At 35.8% G+C, this 15,172-nt stretch carries 14 protein-coding genes and 1 pseudogene; 5 read left to right on the plus strand and 10 right to left on the minus strand.

The annotated features are described in order from the left end of the window. Nucleotides 1–86: 86 nt before the first annotated feature. Nucleotides 87–1,520 (plus strand): hypothetical protein, encoded by a 1,434-nt coding sequence (locus BOQ62_RS06310; protein ID WP_129038028.1) that lies wholly within the window; start codon nt 87–89, stop codon nt 1,518–1,520. Nucleotides 1,521–1,834: 314 nt separating this feature from the next. Here BOQ62_RS06310 and recA read toward each other — a convergent pair whose 3' ends face one another. From recA to BOQ62_RS06325, 3 genes are all read right to left on the minus strand, one after another. Next, nucleotides 1,835–2,836, minus strand: a complete 1,002-nt coding sequence (gene recA / locus BOQ62_RS06315; RefSeq protein WP_047419990.1) for a recombinase RecA — start codon at nt 2,834–2,836, stop codon at nt 1,835–1,837. 331 nt (nt 2,837–3,167) lie between these two features. Next, nucleotides 3,168–4,352 carry an oxygenase MpaB family protein gene (locus BOQ62_RS06320; protein WP_129038030.1) on the minus strand — a complete coding sequence of 395 codons (1,185 nt, stop codon included), beginning with the start codon at nt 4,350–4,352 and terminating at the stop codon, nt 3,168–3,170. Nucleotides 4,353–4,431: 79 nt separating this feature from the next. Next, entirely contained in the window at nt 4,432–5,232 is an 801-nt protein-coding gene (locus BOQ62_RS06325) for a response regulator transcription factor (protein ID WP_129038032.1), read from the minus strand. Nucleotides 5,233–5,854: 622 nt separating this feature from the next. On the opposite strand from BOQ62_RS06325, the gene BOQ62_RS06330 reads away from it, so the two are divergent. After that, a complete protein-coding gene (locus BOQ62_RS06330) occupies nt 5,855–6,139 on the plus strand; it encodes a hypothetical protein (protein WP_129038034.1) in 285 nt (94 codons plus the stop codon). Nucleotides 6,140–6,227: 88 nt separating this feature from the next. Here BOQ62_RS06330 and gap read toward each other — a convergent pair whose 3' ends face one another. The 4 genes and pseudogenes from gap to BOQ62_RS06350 all read right to left on the minus strand — a co-directional run bounded on the left by gap (nt 6,228) and on the right by BOQ62_RS06350 (nt 9,628). Further along, nucleotides 6,228–7,232 (minus strand): type I glyceraldehyde-3-phosphate dehydrogenase, encoded by a 1,005-nt coding sequence (gene gap / locus BOQ62_RS06335; RefSeq protein ID WP_047096698.1) that lies wholly within the window; start codon nt 7,230–7,232, stop codon nt 6,228–6,230. 32 nt (nt 7,233–7,264) lie between these two features. Then, nucleotides 7,265–8,250: pseudogene (pfkA, locus tag BOQ62_RS06340) on the minus strand (6-phosphofructokinase). 83 nt (nt 8,251–8,333) lie between these two features. Further along, nucleotides 8,334–9,212, minus strand: coding sequence for a DUF4846 domain-containing protein (locus BOQ62_RS06345; protein ID WP_129038035.1), 879 nt, complete (start codon nt 9,210–9,212; stop codon nt 8,334–8,336). Nucleotides 9,213–9,277: 65 nt separating this feature from the next. After that, complete coding sequence (locus tag BOQ62_RS06350) at nt 9,278–9,628, minus strand: winged helix-turn-helix transcriptional regulator (RefSeq protein ID WP_129038037.1); 351 nt, start codon at nt 9,626–9,628, stop codon at nt 9,278–9,280. A gap of 95 nt (nt 9,629–9,723) precedes the next feature. On the opposite strand from BOQ62_RS06350, the gene BOQ62_RS06355 reads away from it, so the two are divergent. Then, on the plus strand, nt 9,724–10,362 hold the full coding sequence (locus BOQ62_RS06355; protein ID WP_129038039.1) for a peroxiredoxin-like family protein: 639 nt from the start codon (nt 9,724–9,726) through the stop codon (nt 10,360–10,362). Then, the gene (locus tag BOQ62_RS06360; RefSeq protein WP_129038041.1) at nt 10,359–11,159 is read left to right on the plus strand and encodes a DNA alkylation repair protein; all 801 of its coding nucleotides are present in this window, start codon (nt 10,359–10,361) and stop codon (nt 11,157–11,159) included. Before BOQ62_RS06355 ends, BOQ62_RS06360 begins: the two co-directional genes overlap by 4 nt. Before the next feature lie 321 nt (nt 11,160–11,480). Here BOQ62_RS06360 and BOQ62_RS06365 read toward each other — a convergent pair whose 3' ends face one another. The 3 genes from BOQ62_RS06365 to BOQ62_RS06370 form a co-directional block, all read right to left on the minus strand. Then, nucleotides 11,481–11,951 carry a TIGR03915 family putative DNA repair protein gene (locus BOQ62_RS06365; RefSeq protein ID WP_262708311.1) on the minus strand — a complete coding sequence of 157 codons (471 nt, stop codon included), beginning with the start codon at nt 11,949–11,951 and terminating at the stop codon, nt 11,481–11,483. Nucleotides 11,952–11,997: 46 nt separating this feature from the next. After that, entirely contained in the window at nt 11,998–12,237 is a 240-nt protein-coding gene (locus BOQ62_RS23010) for a hypothetical protein (protein WP_228413768.1), read from the minus strand. Between the two features lie 166 nt (nt 12,238–12,403). Further along, nucleotides 12,404–13,663 (minus strand): putative DNA modification/repair radical SAM protein, encoded by a 1,260-nt coding sequence (locus BOQ62_RS06370; protein WP_129038043.1) that lies wholly within the window; start codon nt 13,661–13,663, stop codon nt 12,404–12,406. A 156-nt stretch (nt 13,664–13,819) separates the two neighbouring features. Between BOQ62_RS06370 and BOQ62_RS06375 the strand changes: the two genes are divergently transcribed. Beyond that, nucleotides 13,820–15,148 (plus strand): hydroxymethylglutaryl-CoA reductase, degradative, encoded by a 1,329-nt coding sequence (locus BOQ62_RS06375; protein ID WP_129038045.1) that lies wholly within the window; start codon nt 13,820–13,822, stop codon nt 15,146–15,148. Nucleotides 15,149–15,172 lie beyond the last annotated feature (24 nt).

A 15,172-nucleotide genomic window follows, 5' to 3' on the forward strand; every position in this document is an offset into this window, starting at 1 on the left:
AAGAATAAACTGACACAATGACATTTTTTTTATGTTGGGTCTGTTGATCGCTTTCATTATATTTACTGCCAATTATAAATAACAGTATGGGAATCTTTGATTTTTTTAAGAAAAAAAATAACAATCAGGAAAATGTGAGTACTCCGGTTCAGGAAATGGAAATGCCAGAGGAAAAAGTAGTACAGGAAGTGGTGGAAGAAGTTGTGGAAACAATACCGGAAATCCCATCACAGCAGGGAGAAGAGCCAAAAGTAAATGAAGAATTTGAAAAAATCAGAATTTATAATGATTATATCGTGTATTCTATAGCACTTCAGTTAAGAGGCGAGTATACCCCTATTTCCGCATTTGAAAAAGAAAATGGCGAGGTAGAAGGCTTTGCTTATATGGTAACTGAAGATGCCTATGCGCTTCCTCCACAACAGGCAATCGCACAAATGGAAGAAAAATTTGAAGCTGAACTTCAGGAAGGGAAAATCAAATCTTATATGATTCTGTATCATTCTCAGTTTGATCATAACGGAAATCATACACCTGCAATCCAGGAAGGGGATTTTAAAGGAATTTCTCTTGCGTATCATTTTGCAGGTGATGATAAAACAAAAACAGGTCTTCCTTATGTTTTCGAAAATCAGAATGTCACTTATAAAGGTTTTGCAGAGTTTTCTCACGAAGAGAATAATATAATTATGAACCATCAATTGGTGGATGGTAGAGATTATTTCCCAAATACTGAAGGAATTGCAGCTCCTGAAATGACAAATGAAGCAGGAATCATCATCAGGAAGTCCAACGTTCATAATCTTGTAAACACTTGGAGTGGGGTTTTTGGTCATCAGAATTTCCAAACTAAAGATTACGGTCAGTATCTGACAACTATTTTGATGCAGTCTACTGTTGCAGATCCTACGGGAGAAAGTAAAAGCAAAACAGAATTTGAAGATGTAAGATTTAAAACTATTGTAACAGATGAGCTGAGTACGATCATTCCGGAAGTAAAAACTGATTATACATTGGATTTTGAAACGAGATCAATCAGAGAATGGGAAAATGCACTGAATTTACAGGCGATTGTAGCAGGACCTGCCAGAGATACTTTTGGAGTTTGGTTCTTTGCAACAGATTATGCTGAAAATAGAAATACATACATGACGCAGCCTTATCTGAAGGTGAATGTCAGTGGAATCGTTCTGATCCTTGATGTTCATACCAATACTGATTTACCGGATGGCACCAAAATGAGTGATGATTTCACAACGTATGCACCAAGCCAGGATCTTCCTAATTATGCATGTTTTGACTTCATTGGCCAAATCATAGACTTTAAGGAAACAGCACTGCTTGATGATGGAAGTGTGAAAGGATATATCCTGAAACTGAAATTGATCACGAATGAAGAAAATGAAGACTTCTTCACTATTGATGCTTTTGTGAATAAAGAGAATATGAGAATAGAAACGCTTACGAAAGGAATGAAAGTAACAGGAGCTCTTCAGCTCCAAGGTAAGATTACAGAATAGTTTTTTAAAAAATAAAAAATTAAGAGGTTGTTCCACGGAATGACCTCTTTTTATTTTTGAGCTTTCATTTATTTAAATGCAAAGAAATAACAATTTGAAAGCTGATCCTAAGGAAGCAAGGATTTGCGACTTTGTTGCTGATGAAGTTTTGAGTAAATACATTCGCTTAATAAGAATCAATTTCATTGATTTCACCCTTTGCTCTCTTAAAAATATTACAGTATATAAATAAAAACTTTGCGTTAAAAAAACAGAACCATTTAAAAGCAAAAAAGGCAATCCTAAGACTGCCTTTTCTATATTTTTCTGAAAAACTATTTGTTTTTCATTTCTTCTTTGATCTTGTTTTCCAATTCTTCGGAAAGATCTGGATTGTCTTTTAACACATCTTTTACAGCATCACGTCCCTGACCCAATTTAGTCTCCTCGTAGCTGAACCAAGATCCGCTTTTCTTCACAATTCCCATATCTACAGCAGTGTCAAGGATTTCGCCTACTTTAGAAACTCCTTCTCCATACATGATATCAAATTCTGCCTGTTTGAAAGGAGGTGCTACTTTGTTTTTCACAATCTTCACTTTCACACGGCTACCGATAGCTTCGTCACCTTGTTTGATAGGTGCGCTTGCTTTTCTGATATCAATTCTTACAGATGCATAGAACTTAAGAGCATTACCTCCGGTAGTTGTTTCAGGGTTTCCGAACATGACACCGATTTTTTCTCTTAACTGGTTGATGAAAATTACTGTACATTTCGTTCTTGAAATAGTAGCAGTAAGCTTTCTTAATGCCTGAGACATCAATCTTGCATGAAGACCCATTTTAGAATCTCCCATTTCACCTTCAATCTCTGCTTTTGGAGTAAGAGCGGCAACAGAGTCAATCACAACAATGTCAATAGCTCCTGAACGGATCAAGTTATCGGCAATTTCCAATGCCTGCTCACCGTTGTCCGGCTGAGAAATGATCAGGTTTTCAAGATCAATTCCCAGTTTCGCAGCGTAAGTTCTGTCGAAAGCGTGTTCTGCATCAATAAATGCGGCAATACCACCTGCTTTTTGAGCCTCAGCAATGGCGTGAAGGGTTAATGTTGTTTTACCTGAAGATTCAGGACCATATATTTCAATGATTCTTCCTTTTGGATATCCACCAATACCTAAGGCAATATCTAATCCTAAAGAACCGGAAGGAATTACTTCAATAGTATTGTCTATAGATTCATCACCTAAAGTCATTACTGTTCCCTTTCCATATGTTTTATCTAGCTTGTCAAGCACTAAAGCGAGTGCTTTTTTCTTATCATCAATGTTACTCATCTCTATTAAAATAATTTCTCAAAAATACATAATTTAAATATCAAAAGCTAATATTATTTATCCTGTAAAGCTGTTTTTGGAGTTAAAAAATGATAAATTTTTATTACTGATCTTATTCATTACGAAGTACATGCAGAATGTGGTATTAGTACATGAAAAAATAGTAACTATTAGCTAAAAAGGATGCTGGAAGCTGGAAGAGGGAAGTTGTTGAAGCTCGGAAAATATTATGAATTTAATATTATTACTATTTTTAAATTTTTACTAAAAGAGATTTATTGTCCAATAGAAACTTCCTGCCTCCATCTTCCATCTTCGAGCTTTTTTAAACCTAATGAAAATTTGAATTTTTAGTGATGGCAAGATAATCTTCCAGTACTTTCATCTGGTCTTTGTTTCCTCTTTGTATTCTGGCTTCCCGACTGACAAACTGATCGTAAATTTTGTTGAAAAATATTTTTGATTTTGGAAACAGATTTCTGTAAGGAACTTCTGGAATCTGTAATCTTTTACAAACTTCATCATCCAAAAGAAACCAGGTGCAGCAGACGTGCAGATATTTTAAATTTTTTCTCTGAAATTCATATTTTAAAATAGGATTTTCCAGTGATTCATCCAATAAAGAATGAGCAAGGAGAATAGAATCTTTATCTGAAGGTGGTTGAACTGAAGTCCATAAATAAAAATATTCCGTTGCTTGTTTTTTATCATCAGGAAGAAGCTGCTCCGGAATTCCCAAAAGATAGCCTACATATTTCCAAAGGTGAAAAATTCCCTGCTCTTCTTCAATGGAAAAACGATTTCCTAATTTCTGAAGACTGTGAAGAAATACAAGACTGAATCCGATATACGTTGCCATCATATCCCACGAGTTGATTGGCTCTCCCCAGTTTTCAGAGTCCCAGTCTTTATAATGTTTTTTAATGGAAAGTCTTGCGTAAGAGTGAATCAAACGGGTTTTTATGGCAAATTCATACCCTTTTGCATGAACTTCCAGTGCATTATAACGAGTAGCATTCACCCAGAAGTCTAACGTTTCGGAAAGACGTTTCACAGCTCCTTTTTTCAATGCTTCTGTTACAATAAGGGGTTTGTTGAGGTAAGCATAATCATAACCACCAATCAGACAATAATCTCTCAGAGAGATCAAAGAGTCCAGGTTACTTCTCATGCAAAGTTCAGCACCGTTTTTAAGCAGATTATAATCCAGCCAGTCCGGAACTTTTTGGGTTTGGCTGAACAGTTTTTTTACACTTTCAGGAACGGAATCTGTTTCTGAAACTCCATTTCTAATGTAATTTTCAATTTCCCTTGATGCTTCATGGAATTTTTGGGTGAAATAAACGTCTTTTACCACCTCGTCACCGGTTTCATCCACATGATGAAAATAAGGTGCAAACTTTTCAAATTTTTCAAAGCTCACTTCGGCTCCGGAAAATTCAATAAGTTGTTTTCCGTTGCCGTTTTCCCAAAAATTCCTGAAATGGGGAGAATCTTTAAAACGGGGTTGTATCATGTTCATTCCTTTACCTATAAAAGTACAAGTTTTATGCTGAAGTTTTCCAGTGAGATTTATCAGGCTTATGATTTATTTTCTATAAATATCCCCATTCAAAGGTTTTTTTGATCAATTCAGAGCTGTTTTTGCAGTCGGATTTTCTTAAAATATTTTTCCTATGGGTCCGAACTGTTTCTTCCGAAATATTCAGCAGATCCGAAATCTCACATGTTGAATATCCTTTTGCAATGCAGTTAATGACTTCAACTTCTCTTTTGGTGAAAATGACGAATGTAGATTCGTTAGATTTATTACTTCCCATCCATTGCATCTGGTGAAAATCTTCCCGTCCGTTGATTCCGGAAACCAATACCACATAAGAATTCTGGTGTGTAATGTGTTCAATATTGGTATGGATATTAACTGCCTGCAAAAGTCTGCCGTCTTCATCTTTATAGGTATGTAAAGCCTGATGATGGAAGAGTTCATAATTACCTTTTGAAGTTCTCATCCTGAAACAGTAGCTTGTTTTCAGTTCCTGCTGGTAATCAAAACCGTCAATTTCTTTTATTTTTTCTATCGACATTCTTTCTGCTTCCATCACAAATTCCACGTCATCAGGATGGATGAGGTCTATAATTTCTTTCAGATGTACAGGATGTTTATGGAGACCATGTATTGCTAAAATATCTTCATCATGATTACAAATGATGGTGCTGTCTGCAAAATTGATGACATAATAATAGAATTTTCCAGGAGCAAAAATTTCTCCGATTATGTTTTCAATGGTGGGAACGGGCAGTATTCTGTTGTTATTCTGTAAAATTTCAGGATAGTCATTCCAGACCTTAATGAGGGGATGAGGTCTTTTTGCGTGAGTCAGGTGTTTTTTCTTCATTGGTTAATGTTTTCTTAAAAATAATAAAATTATGTTAAATAAAATCACCCTTTTGTGGTATTTCGTGTGGTAGGAAAGTATTGTAGTTTTAAATAAAACTAATGACCATTTCAAAAAAACTTTAATCTGAAAAATAAATAACCATGAAAACAAAAATTGTATTACTGTTTCTGCTTGGATGGGTGGGGATGGTTTTTGGACAAAATTTAATAAATGAGAGTAGAATATTATTGAATCCAACAGATTTGTTTCAATATAGTGCTTCCTCAGCCTCAAAGAAATCAACATCTACTGTTCCTATTATCGGGAATTCAAAATTGTAGGTGAAGAAAATGAATATTATAGGATTTATTTTTGGCCTTGGAAAGAAGGTTCTGACAATTATAATAAATATAATATTGACATTATAACAAAGGAGCAGAAATATTTTTTAATTGAAAAGAGATTAATTGATAATTATTCCTCGAAGATCTATAATCGTTTTGCTCCAGCCTGGGGTACGTTTACTTATCCTTTTAAATGGAGACCAAATGATGGTAGTTTTGAACCTACATTTGCCCTGACTATTGCTGGTGGTATAAAATTTAATCCTTGGTGGACAAATAAGCATGTTTTATCATTATTGGTTGGAGTTGGTCCTTCATCTGTAAATCTAGACAAATACAATACTACAATATTAGAAAAACCTCTTGAGAACAAAATAACAGTTGCTGCAGTTACTTTTTCACTGAATTTAATGTATCAATATGAATTTGTGCAATTTGGTATTTCAGGGGGAATTGATAATATATTTGACAGTAATGTATATAATTGGAAAAACCAAGGAAAACCTTGGGTTTCTTTTGGGGTTGGTATAGGTATTTTTAAAGATAATGATAAAACAGCAACACCAGCATCAAATCCTTAATATATAAGAATATTATTATCTGAAACAATAAAAAAACCTTCCCATCAGGAAGGTTTTATATTACTCATTGCTTATCGCTCATTACTTATTATAAAGAAGCAGCGTGTACAAGCATATCTACTAACTTGTTAGAGTAACCCATTTCGTTGTCATACCAAGAAACAAGTTTCACGAAGTTAGGAGAAAGCATGATACCAGCATCTTTGTCGAAGATAGAAGTTCTCTTATCTCCTACGAAGTCCTGAGATACTACTGCCTCTTCAGTATATCCTAGGATCCCTTTCAATTCACCTTCAGAAGCAGCTTTGATTACTGAACAGATTTCTTCATAAGAAGCAGCCTTTTCAATTCTCACAGTTAAATCTACTACAGAAACATCAACAGTTGGTACTCTGAAAGACATACCTGTTAATTTTCCGTTTAGTGAAGGGATTACTTTTCCTACTGCTTTAGCAGCACCTGTAGAAGAAGGGATGATGTTGTTTAGAGCAGCTCTACCACCTCTCCAGTCTTTCATTGAAGGACCGTCAACAGTTTTCTGAGTAGCTGTTGTAGCGTGTACTGTTGTCATTAAACCTTCTACGATTCCGAAGTTATCGTGGATTACTTTAGCTAAAGGAGCTAAACAGTTTGTAGTACAAGAAGCGTTTGATAAGATTTTGATATCATCAGTAAGTTCCTTGTGGTTTACACCCATTACGAACATTGGAGTATCATCTTTAGAAGGAGCAGAAAGGATTACTTTCTTAGCACCTGCAGTAATGTGTTTTGCAGCGCTTTCTTTATCTAAGAATAAACCTGTAGATTCTACTACATAATCTGCACCAATTTCATTCCACTTTAGGTTGCTAGGATCTTTTTCAGCAGTTACTCTGATTTTTTTCCCGTTTACTACAAGATCATTTCCTTCTACAGAAACTTCACCTGGGAAAATACCGTGTACAGAGTCATATTTTAACATGTAAGCCATGTATTCTGCATTGATTAGGTCATTGATTCCTACAACTTCAATGTTGTCTCTTTCAGTCATTGCTCTGAAAACAAGACGTCCAATTCTACCAAAACCGTTGATACCTACTTTAATTGTTGACATAATAGTTTGTTTTTATTAGATTATAAAAATAATTAGATTGCTAAAATTTCTGAAATCAGTAAAAGATCCTTATTGATTTCGTTATGTTTTTTAATGGCTTCTTCTATCGGTGTATACGTCAGATCATTAGAACGCATTCCTGCCATTACATTGGTTTGTCCTTCCATAAGTCCGGTTACTGCTCCATAACCTAGTCTGCTTGCCAAAACTCTGTCTGCACAGCTTGGAGAACCTCCTCTCTGCATATGCCCCAAAATGGCTACACGAATATCATAGTCCGGGAAAGTCTGTTTTGTTTTTTCTGCAAGTTCGTAAACATTAGCCAGTTTTTCACCTTCTGCTACGACTACGATGCTGGATGATTTTCCTGTTTTTCAGCATTTCTGAATTTCACGAAAAGCTCATCAATACTGTCTTTCTTTTCAGGAATTAAAATATCCAGAGCTCCGGCAGCCAATCCACTGTTTAGTGCAATAAAACCAGCATCACGACCCATTACTTCCACAAAGAAAACTCTGTTGTGGGAAGTTGCCGTATCACGGATTTTATCAATAGCATCCATGGCAGTATTCAAAGCAGTGTCATAACCGATGGTATTATCCGTACCGAAAATATCATTATCGATTGTTCCCGGGATACCGATCACTCTGATTCCGAATTCTTCATTAAAGATTTTTGCACCGGTAAATGTTCCGTCTCCTCCAATACATACCAACCCGTCTATTCCAAGTTTTACGCAGTTGTCGTACGCTTTCTGACGGCCTTCTTTTGTTCTGAACTCAGCGGATCTGGCAGATTTTAGAATCGTTCCACCCTGGTTGATTATATTTTTTACGGAACGGGCTCCCATTCTCAGGAAATCATCGTTGATAAGGCCATTGTAACCTTCTCTTACTCCGTAACATTCGATATTATAGTAATTGGCGGTTCTTACTACCGCTCTTAATGCCGCATTCATACCCGGAGAGTCACCTCCTGAAGTAAGAACTGCAATCTTTTTTACAGCACTCTCTTTCATCAAGTAAAAAATTTCGAACACAAATTTACAAAAACAAGTTCAGATTATCGTAGTAACTTTCCAATAGTTTTGAATATAAATTATTAAAAGGTTCTGAAGTTTGTAGGTTTAAAAAAATATCGCGCAGTTTTCGTTTCCGAAGCATTCACGTCAAGGTCGTACCAAGGCGTAAAATAGGGATTAAATGGATTAGAGAGCACATGAACCGACTGAGCGGGTGTGAAACCTTCACTTAATAAGAACAGTCTTTTGCCTTCCGGATTTTTGCAGACTCCTGAAATAAAAACGATATGTCCCGGACTGCCTGGCGTGATCAGAATATCTCCTGTTTTCAGATCAGAATTCTTCGTTACTGGCTTTGTTTCTTTGTTTAATGAAATGGTTCCGGCATAATTAAAAATCAGATCCAGATAATTTCTGAAACTCTGGTAAGAATCATCAAAAGCAGCCGTTTTTCTGAAGCTGACCGAATTTCCACTCACAACAGCTCTCATTCCACTTTTATAATCGTTCCAGCTGAGAAGATCACCGCTTGTAAAATGAAACTTAATTTCGTCGAATTGTTTCGTGTTATAAAGATATTCTGCTCTTATTCGAATAGCGGCATCAGCACACTGCTGTAAATCTTTATTTCCAGTATCGATATCAAAAATAGCTTCATGAAGATGCTGGTTAGAAATAGGAGTTCCTTCATATTTTATAATCTGGCTGCCGTAAGGTTTCAGCTTAAAATGTTCAATAAAATATCCGAAAGAATCCGGTTTTTCTTCAATCCATTCATAACCTTCCGGAGGAGAAAATCGTTCCCTGATGGTATTTTTTTCTTTATTGATTTTTAAAGCATTTTCTGTAATTAAATGCTCGTTCTTATCTGGCTCAGGCAACAGACGGTCTGATAATTTTTCTTTTGTACAGCCTGCGAGCATTAAAAATGCAGTGATTCCGGTGATAACTTTTTTCATGTGTTTTTTTAGTTCACACAAATATCATTTTTTTTAGCTTACCTGCCAATATATTATATGAAAACTTATTGTGTCAATAGCTCATCTTTTTCTGGAATCAATAATTTTCCCCAGTCATTCAGTTGCCAAAGAATTTTCACAAGCTGTTCACCAAGTTCTGTCAAAGTGTATTCTACCCTTGGAGGAAGTTCATTGAAAGATTGTTTGGTTAAAATACCATCTTCTACCATTTCACTCAGCTGCTGATTGAGAACTCTCCGGTCAACTTTAGCAATACCCCGCAGAAATTCACTGGGCCGTTTTTTTCCTTCATTGATCTGCCAGACGATAGGAATTTTCCATTTACCACTGATGGTATTCACTGCAACTTCCAGCGGACAAATTTTATTTTCTTCAACTTTTCCCTTTGTTTTCATAAAATTGACTTTTTTATCCCTATGGGCGAAAAATATGCGGTATTGCCTATTCTTAAAGGCTTTTAGACCTTTGTAAAAATAATAAATTAAAAACAATGAATACACTGGCCATGCAGATTGAACAATTGAATCATGAACTATCATCCCAGCTTCCACAAGAGGTTTTAAGCGCATTCGAAAGTTCTGTTGAAGATTTAAAAACAAAGAATATAGAAGAAAATAGTATTCAGATAGGGGAAGAAATGCCCGGATTTTCTCTGCCCAACGTGTATGGCAAAAAAATAAGTTCCGGAGAAATCCTCAAAAACGGAAAAATGATTCTGGCTTTTTACAGAGGTCGCTGGTGCCCCTATTGTAATCTTGAATTAAAATTTTTGCAGGAAAGGATTTCAAAAATGCATGAGAAAAATGCAGTTTTAGTAGCTATTTCTCCACAAAGTACTGATCAGTCTCTCATGATGGCGGAAAAAAACAATCTTGAATTTGAAGTATTGACTGATTATAACAATGAGTTTGCTAAAAAACTTGGAATTGTATTTCAGCTGCAGGATTTCGTATTGCCTTATTATCAGAATTTAGGGATTGATCTTTCGCTTTTCAATAAAAACAATGAAAACACGTTACCTGTTCCGGCTGTTTTCGTTGTAGATGAAAATAGTAAAGTGGTATATAAATTTTTAGAGGTAAATTACATAAGTAGAGTAGATGTTGAAAAATTAATACAATCATTATGACAGAAAAACGAAAAGGAGCCCGTTCCATCAAAGATATTCCAACTGATATTTTAGAACAGCTGAATAAGGGAGAAATTGAAACCGCCAATCTCACAGAATGGCTTGCAGTAGATCAAAGGTTGCTATTAGAAAACTTACTGTTGCAGAATAATCGCAAAGAATATTTAAAACCCATTTTAGAAAATGTAGACCAACTGAAAAAACAAACGGTGAATACCATTAATGAAACCATTGGTGTTGGACTTCTTCATCTGGCCATAAAAAATAAAGATGATGAATTTCTTCAAAAACTTGCAACCCATCCAGCAGATCTTGTACGGTGTTGGGGAGCTTATACCATTGGCCGAAACCATAATTTAAAATTGTCTGAAAAACTAGACAGAATTCAATCTTTTGCTTCGGACTCTCATTTTGGTGTGAGAGAAATCTGCTGGATGGCGGTACGTCCGGATATTACTAAAAATCTGGAGGAAAGTTTATCTATTTTGTCAGCATGGACAAAGCATGATCATGAGAACGTGAGACGTTTTGCCAGCGAATCTACAAGACCAAGGGGAGTCTGGTGTGAGCATATTAATGTTTTAAAGCAAAACCCAGGACTGGGACTGGAAATTTTAGAACCTTTACGATCCGATTCTTCCAGATATGTACAGGACAGTGTTGGCAACTGGCTGAATGATGCCAGCAAATCACAACCCGAGTTTGTTGTAGAAATCTGTGATGAATGGCTTCGGGAAAGCCCGACAAAAGAAACACAGTATATCGTAAAGAAAGCTCTGCGAACCCTTAAAAAGTAAGAGTTATCCACAAAAGGCAAATGTCTATTTGTTTTTTACTACATATACTACAGATTTTCATGTATTTAAATGATTTTTTCAAACCCATTATTCTTAATGGGAAAGTAATTTTCTGCTCAATTTTCTTTAAAAAGTGACATTGAAAAAATTTCAATATTAACGGAATGTTAACTGAAAAAAGTTATCCACAATATGAGTTTTCGATGAATGTGAGTTATATATTTCACGAAATGAGCGGGTTAAATAAATAGCTTCACAGAAGAACCGAAAATAATCTATTTTTTAGTCGAAATAAAAAGTTATCCACAATATGGAATTTGATTACCATTTTTCAGTCAGATATTTCCAGTATCTTTTCGGAACATGTTGAATATGGAGTTTCATATTTTTTCTTTCCACGATATTGGTTTTCGTGAAATAACGTTGCCAAAGCACTTGATAACTTTTTTCTTCATCATGGAACTTTTGCTGATAATGATTGAGATCAATTTTTTCATCGGGGTAGAAAAATTCACAATCGTCCAGATCATATAGCAGTCCATAGTTTCTTCGCAGATCGTAGATCATCCATTTCTGATCCTGATATCGGTCCTTAAAATGTTTTCTGATTAAAGGAAGAACATTGAAGTCGGGATCTATTTTGGAGAAAAAAACACCATCCTGCATTTTCTCAAAGCGGACAAAAGCAGTCATCCTATGCCTTTCCCGGTCTACCGATTTGCATATTTTTGAAATTTTTAAAACATCAGAATCAGCAAAATTTTCAAGAATATTATTTTCAGGATTTTTCACAGACTGCCTTACCGTAGATAAGATGAGGTTTTCCAGATCCGGATCTTCAGATAAAAAACTTTAAAAGTTGATAAACGCCTTGTTTACCGATATTCTGTTCCAGTTTATTCAGAACTCTTTCAGATTTGTCATTCTGGGTAATAACTTCGTGAATCTCTGCAAAAATATTTTCCTGATAGAACCTTTCCCTACTTTTAATCTCTACCTCTTTATATCGGTATTCGAAAACTTCAAATACTGCAGTGAAAAGACCATCGAAACTTCCATCGTAGAGTAGGGTTGTCATGTATTGAGTTTAAAAATTAAAAAATCAGTTGTGTCATTCTGAAAAATTAAAATGAAGTGAAGAATCTGGTTGATTGAAGAGATTCTTCCTTCGTCAGAATGACAGCAATGTTGCATTATAAATTTGTGATCATTTGTGAAAATATTAGTGTCATTTGTGTTTAAAATCAAAACAAAGTCAGCTGTTGCGAAAACTGGTTGTGAAATTTGGATGAGCTTCCGCCTACTAACAACTTCCTGAAGTTTTTATCCGTTAAATATCTCAGATAGGCATTTCCCGCATTAAAATCAATGAAATATTTTGCCCGGTTAACAGCCGCACCCAGTTTTTTCAAATGATCCATCGTTAAGATCTGAAAACGCCTTGCACTCACAATTTTCTGAGCCGTTTTCACTCCAATCCCCGGAATTCTTAAAATCAATTGATATTCTGCGGTCTGGAGATTAATAGGAAATTGATCAAGGTTTCGCAAGGCCCAACTTAATTTAGGATCTACTTCCAGATCAAGGAAAGGAACACGGGGATCTAAAATCTCTTCTGCTTTAAAACCATAAAATCTCATAAGCCAATCCGACTGGTACAATCGGTTTTCCCTAAGCATAGGAACTTCCGTTGTTAAAGAAGGCAGTCTCTGATCTTCCAAAACCGGAACATATCCGGAATAATACACTCTTTTCAGATTAAAATTTTTGTAAAAATGATCAGCAACTTTGATAATTTGTAAATCGTTTTCATTAGTTGCACCCACAATCATCTGCGTAGACTGTCCCGCCGGAGCAAACTTGGGAACTTTTTTCAGAATTTTCTTTTCATCTTTATATTGAATGATCCCTTTTTGGATATAGCGCATCGGGCTGATCATATCCTGTCTGTTTTTTTCTGGAGCCAGTAATTTTAATCCGCTTTCGGTCGGGATTTCAATATTTACCGATAACCGGTCTGCATACAAAGCAGCTTCCTGCATCAGATCATCACTTGCCCCCGGAATGGATTTTAAATGAATATACCCGTTAAAATTTTCTTCCAATCGTAACTTTTTGGCAACTCTTACAAGCCTTTCCATCGTGGTATCGGCATTTTTGAAAATTCCTGAGCTCAGAAATAAGCCTTCAATATAATTTCTGCGATAAAAATTGATGGTAAGATCTACCACTTCTTCCACTGTAAAAGCAGCTCTTTTAATATCATTGGAACTTCTGGATACACAGTAAGCACAATCATAAATACAATGATTGGTCAGCAGAATTTTAAGCAAAGAGACACATCTTCCGTCTTCCGTATAGGTATGGCAAATTCCGCTTGCAGAACTGTCTCCCAAAGCTCCTTTTTTATTCTTCCTCGTGCCTCCGCTTGATGAACAGGAAACATCATATTTCGCTGCATCAGCAAGGATTTCAAGCTTTTCTTTAAGGCGGTCAAAATTCATATTTTAAAGCGGTTGATCTGTTTTGTATCAATATTGTAATTTAATATTGTTCAAATTTAGTTCCAAAATTGATAAAAGTCAATCTTTTTTCATAGAAGTTATCAACAAAAAAGAGTCTCAAAATCATTATATTTACGGCTCATTAAAGTTTATATCATGAATCATAAACCAATCGAAGGTTTTTCCAAGCTACCAAAGCAGGGGAAAATCGAATGGCTCGTAAACGAATATCTTGAAGGAAACCAGGAATATCAAAATATATTAAAACAATACTGGAATGATAATGCAAATCTTCAGAAGCTTCACGAAGAATTTTCTGAAAATACCATCTCCAATTTTTATATGCCTTACGGAATTGCTCCGAACTTTTTGATCGACGGAAAACTATTGGCACTTCCAATGGCTGTTGAAGAAAGTTCTGTAGTGGCAGCTGCTTCCAAAGCCGCTAAATTCTGGATCGACAAAGGAGGTTTCAAAACAACCATTATCAACACAGAAAAGTTGGGACACACCCACTTTATTTTTAGTGTGGAACCCCACAAATTATTACATTTCTTTAATTTCAGTTTAAAGAAAAAATTATTTGAAACAACGGAAGATATTACTTCCAACATGAGAAAGCGTGGTGGAGGTATTCTTAATATCAGTCTGGTGGATAAAACAGCAGAAATGCCGAATTACTATCAGCTGAAAGCAAGCTTTGATACCGTAGACTCAATGGGGGCGAACTTTATCAATTCTTGTCTTGAGCAGTTTGGAAAAACGCTGAGACAGGAAGTAGCTACCAGCGAGGATTTTACGCAGGAAGAAAAGAATTCACTGCAGATTGTAATGAATATTCTTTCCAACTTTACCCCTGACTGTATCGTAAGAGCTGAAGTTTCATGTAAAATGGAAGATTTAAAAGATGACAGCGGAATTTCTCCTGAAGAATTCGCTGCTAAATTCAAACAGGCTGTTACCATTGCAGAAATTGAACCTTACCGCGCAACCACTCATAATAAAGGAGTAATGAACGGAGTAGATGCTGTTGTCATTGCTACCGGAAATGATTTCAGAGCTACAGAAGCCTGCGCACATGCTTATGCTGCAAGAGACGGACAATACAGATCTTTGACCCACTGTACAACAGATAACGGTGTTTTCAGATTCTGGATTGATCTTCCTATTTCTGTAGGAGTAGTAGGAGGGCTGACCAATCTTCACCCTCTGGTAAAATTCTCTCTGGCTCTTCTTGGAAAACCTTCTGCACAGGAATTGATGAGCATTCTTGCCGTTTCTGGTCTTGCACAGAATTTTGGAGCACTACGTTCTTTGGTAACTACAGGGATTCAGAAAGGACATATGAAAATGCACTTGTTGAATATTCTGAACCAATTAGGAGCTACCGAAGAAGAAAAGCAGCACTTTGTAACGTATTTTAAAGATAAGACGGTGAGCCACCATGAGGTGATCAATGAATTTAACAGAATGAGAGGAAACTAATGTTACAGATCATTTTGCCCATTG

The sequence above is a fragment of the Chryseobacterium sp. CH21 genome, assembly GCF_004119445.1.
Classification (GTDB): Bacteria; Bacteroidota; Bacteroidia; order Flavobacteriales; family Weeksellaceae; genus Chryseobacterium.

Excerpts from the sequence above, each read along its gene's own strand:
- BOQ62_RS06310 (WP_129038028.1), top strand. The coding sequence starts at position 87 with ATGGGAATCTTTGATTTTTTTAAGAAAAAAAATAACAATCAGGAAAAT.
- recA (WP_047419990.1), bottom strand. The coding sequence starts at position 2,836 with ATGAGTAACATTGATGATAAGAAAAAAGCACTCGCTTTAGTGCTTGAC.
- BOQ62_RS06320 (WP_129038030.1), bottom strand. The coding sequence starts at position 4,352 with ATGATACAACCCCGTTTTAAAGATTCTCCCCATTTCAGGAATTTTTGG.
- BOQ62_RS06325 (WP_129038032.1), bottom strand. The coding sequence starts at position 5,232 with ATGAAGAAAAAACACCTGACTCACGCAAAAAGACCTCATCCCCTCATT.
- gap (WP_047096698.1), bottom strand. The coding sequence starts at position 7,232 with ATGTCAACAATTAAAGTAGGTATCAACGGTTTTGGTAGAATTGGACGT.
- BOQ62_RS06345 (WP_129038035.1), bottom strand. The coding sequence starts at position 9,212 with ATGAAAAAAGTTATCACCGGAATCACTGCATTTTTAATGCTCGCAGGC.
- BOQ62_RS06350 (WP_129038037.1), bottom strand. The coding sequence starts at position 9,628 with ATGAAAACAAAGGGAAAAGTTGAAGAAAATAAAATTTGTCCGCTGGAA.
- BOQ62_RS06355 (WP_129038039.1), top strand. The coding sequence starts at position 9,724 with ATGAATACACTGGCCATGCAGATTGAACAATTGAATCATGAACTATCA.
- BOQ62_RS06360 (WP_129038041.1), top strand. The coding sequence starts at position 10,359 with ATGACAGAAAAACGAAAAGGAGCCCGTTCCATCAAAGATATTCCAACT.
- BOQ62_RS23010 (WP_228413768.1), bottom strand. The coding sequence starts at position 12,237 with ATGACAACCCTACTCTACGATGGAAGTTTCGATGGTCTTTTCACTGCA.
- BOQ62_RS06370 (WP_129038043.1), bottom strand. The coding sequence starts at position 13,663 with ATGAATTTTGACCGCCTTAAAGAAAAGCTTGAAATCCTTGCTGATGCA.
- BOQ62_RS06375 (WP_129038045.1), top strand. The coding sequence starts at position 13,820 with ATGAATCATAAACCAATCGAAGGTTTTTCCAAGCTACCAAAGCAGGGG.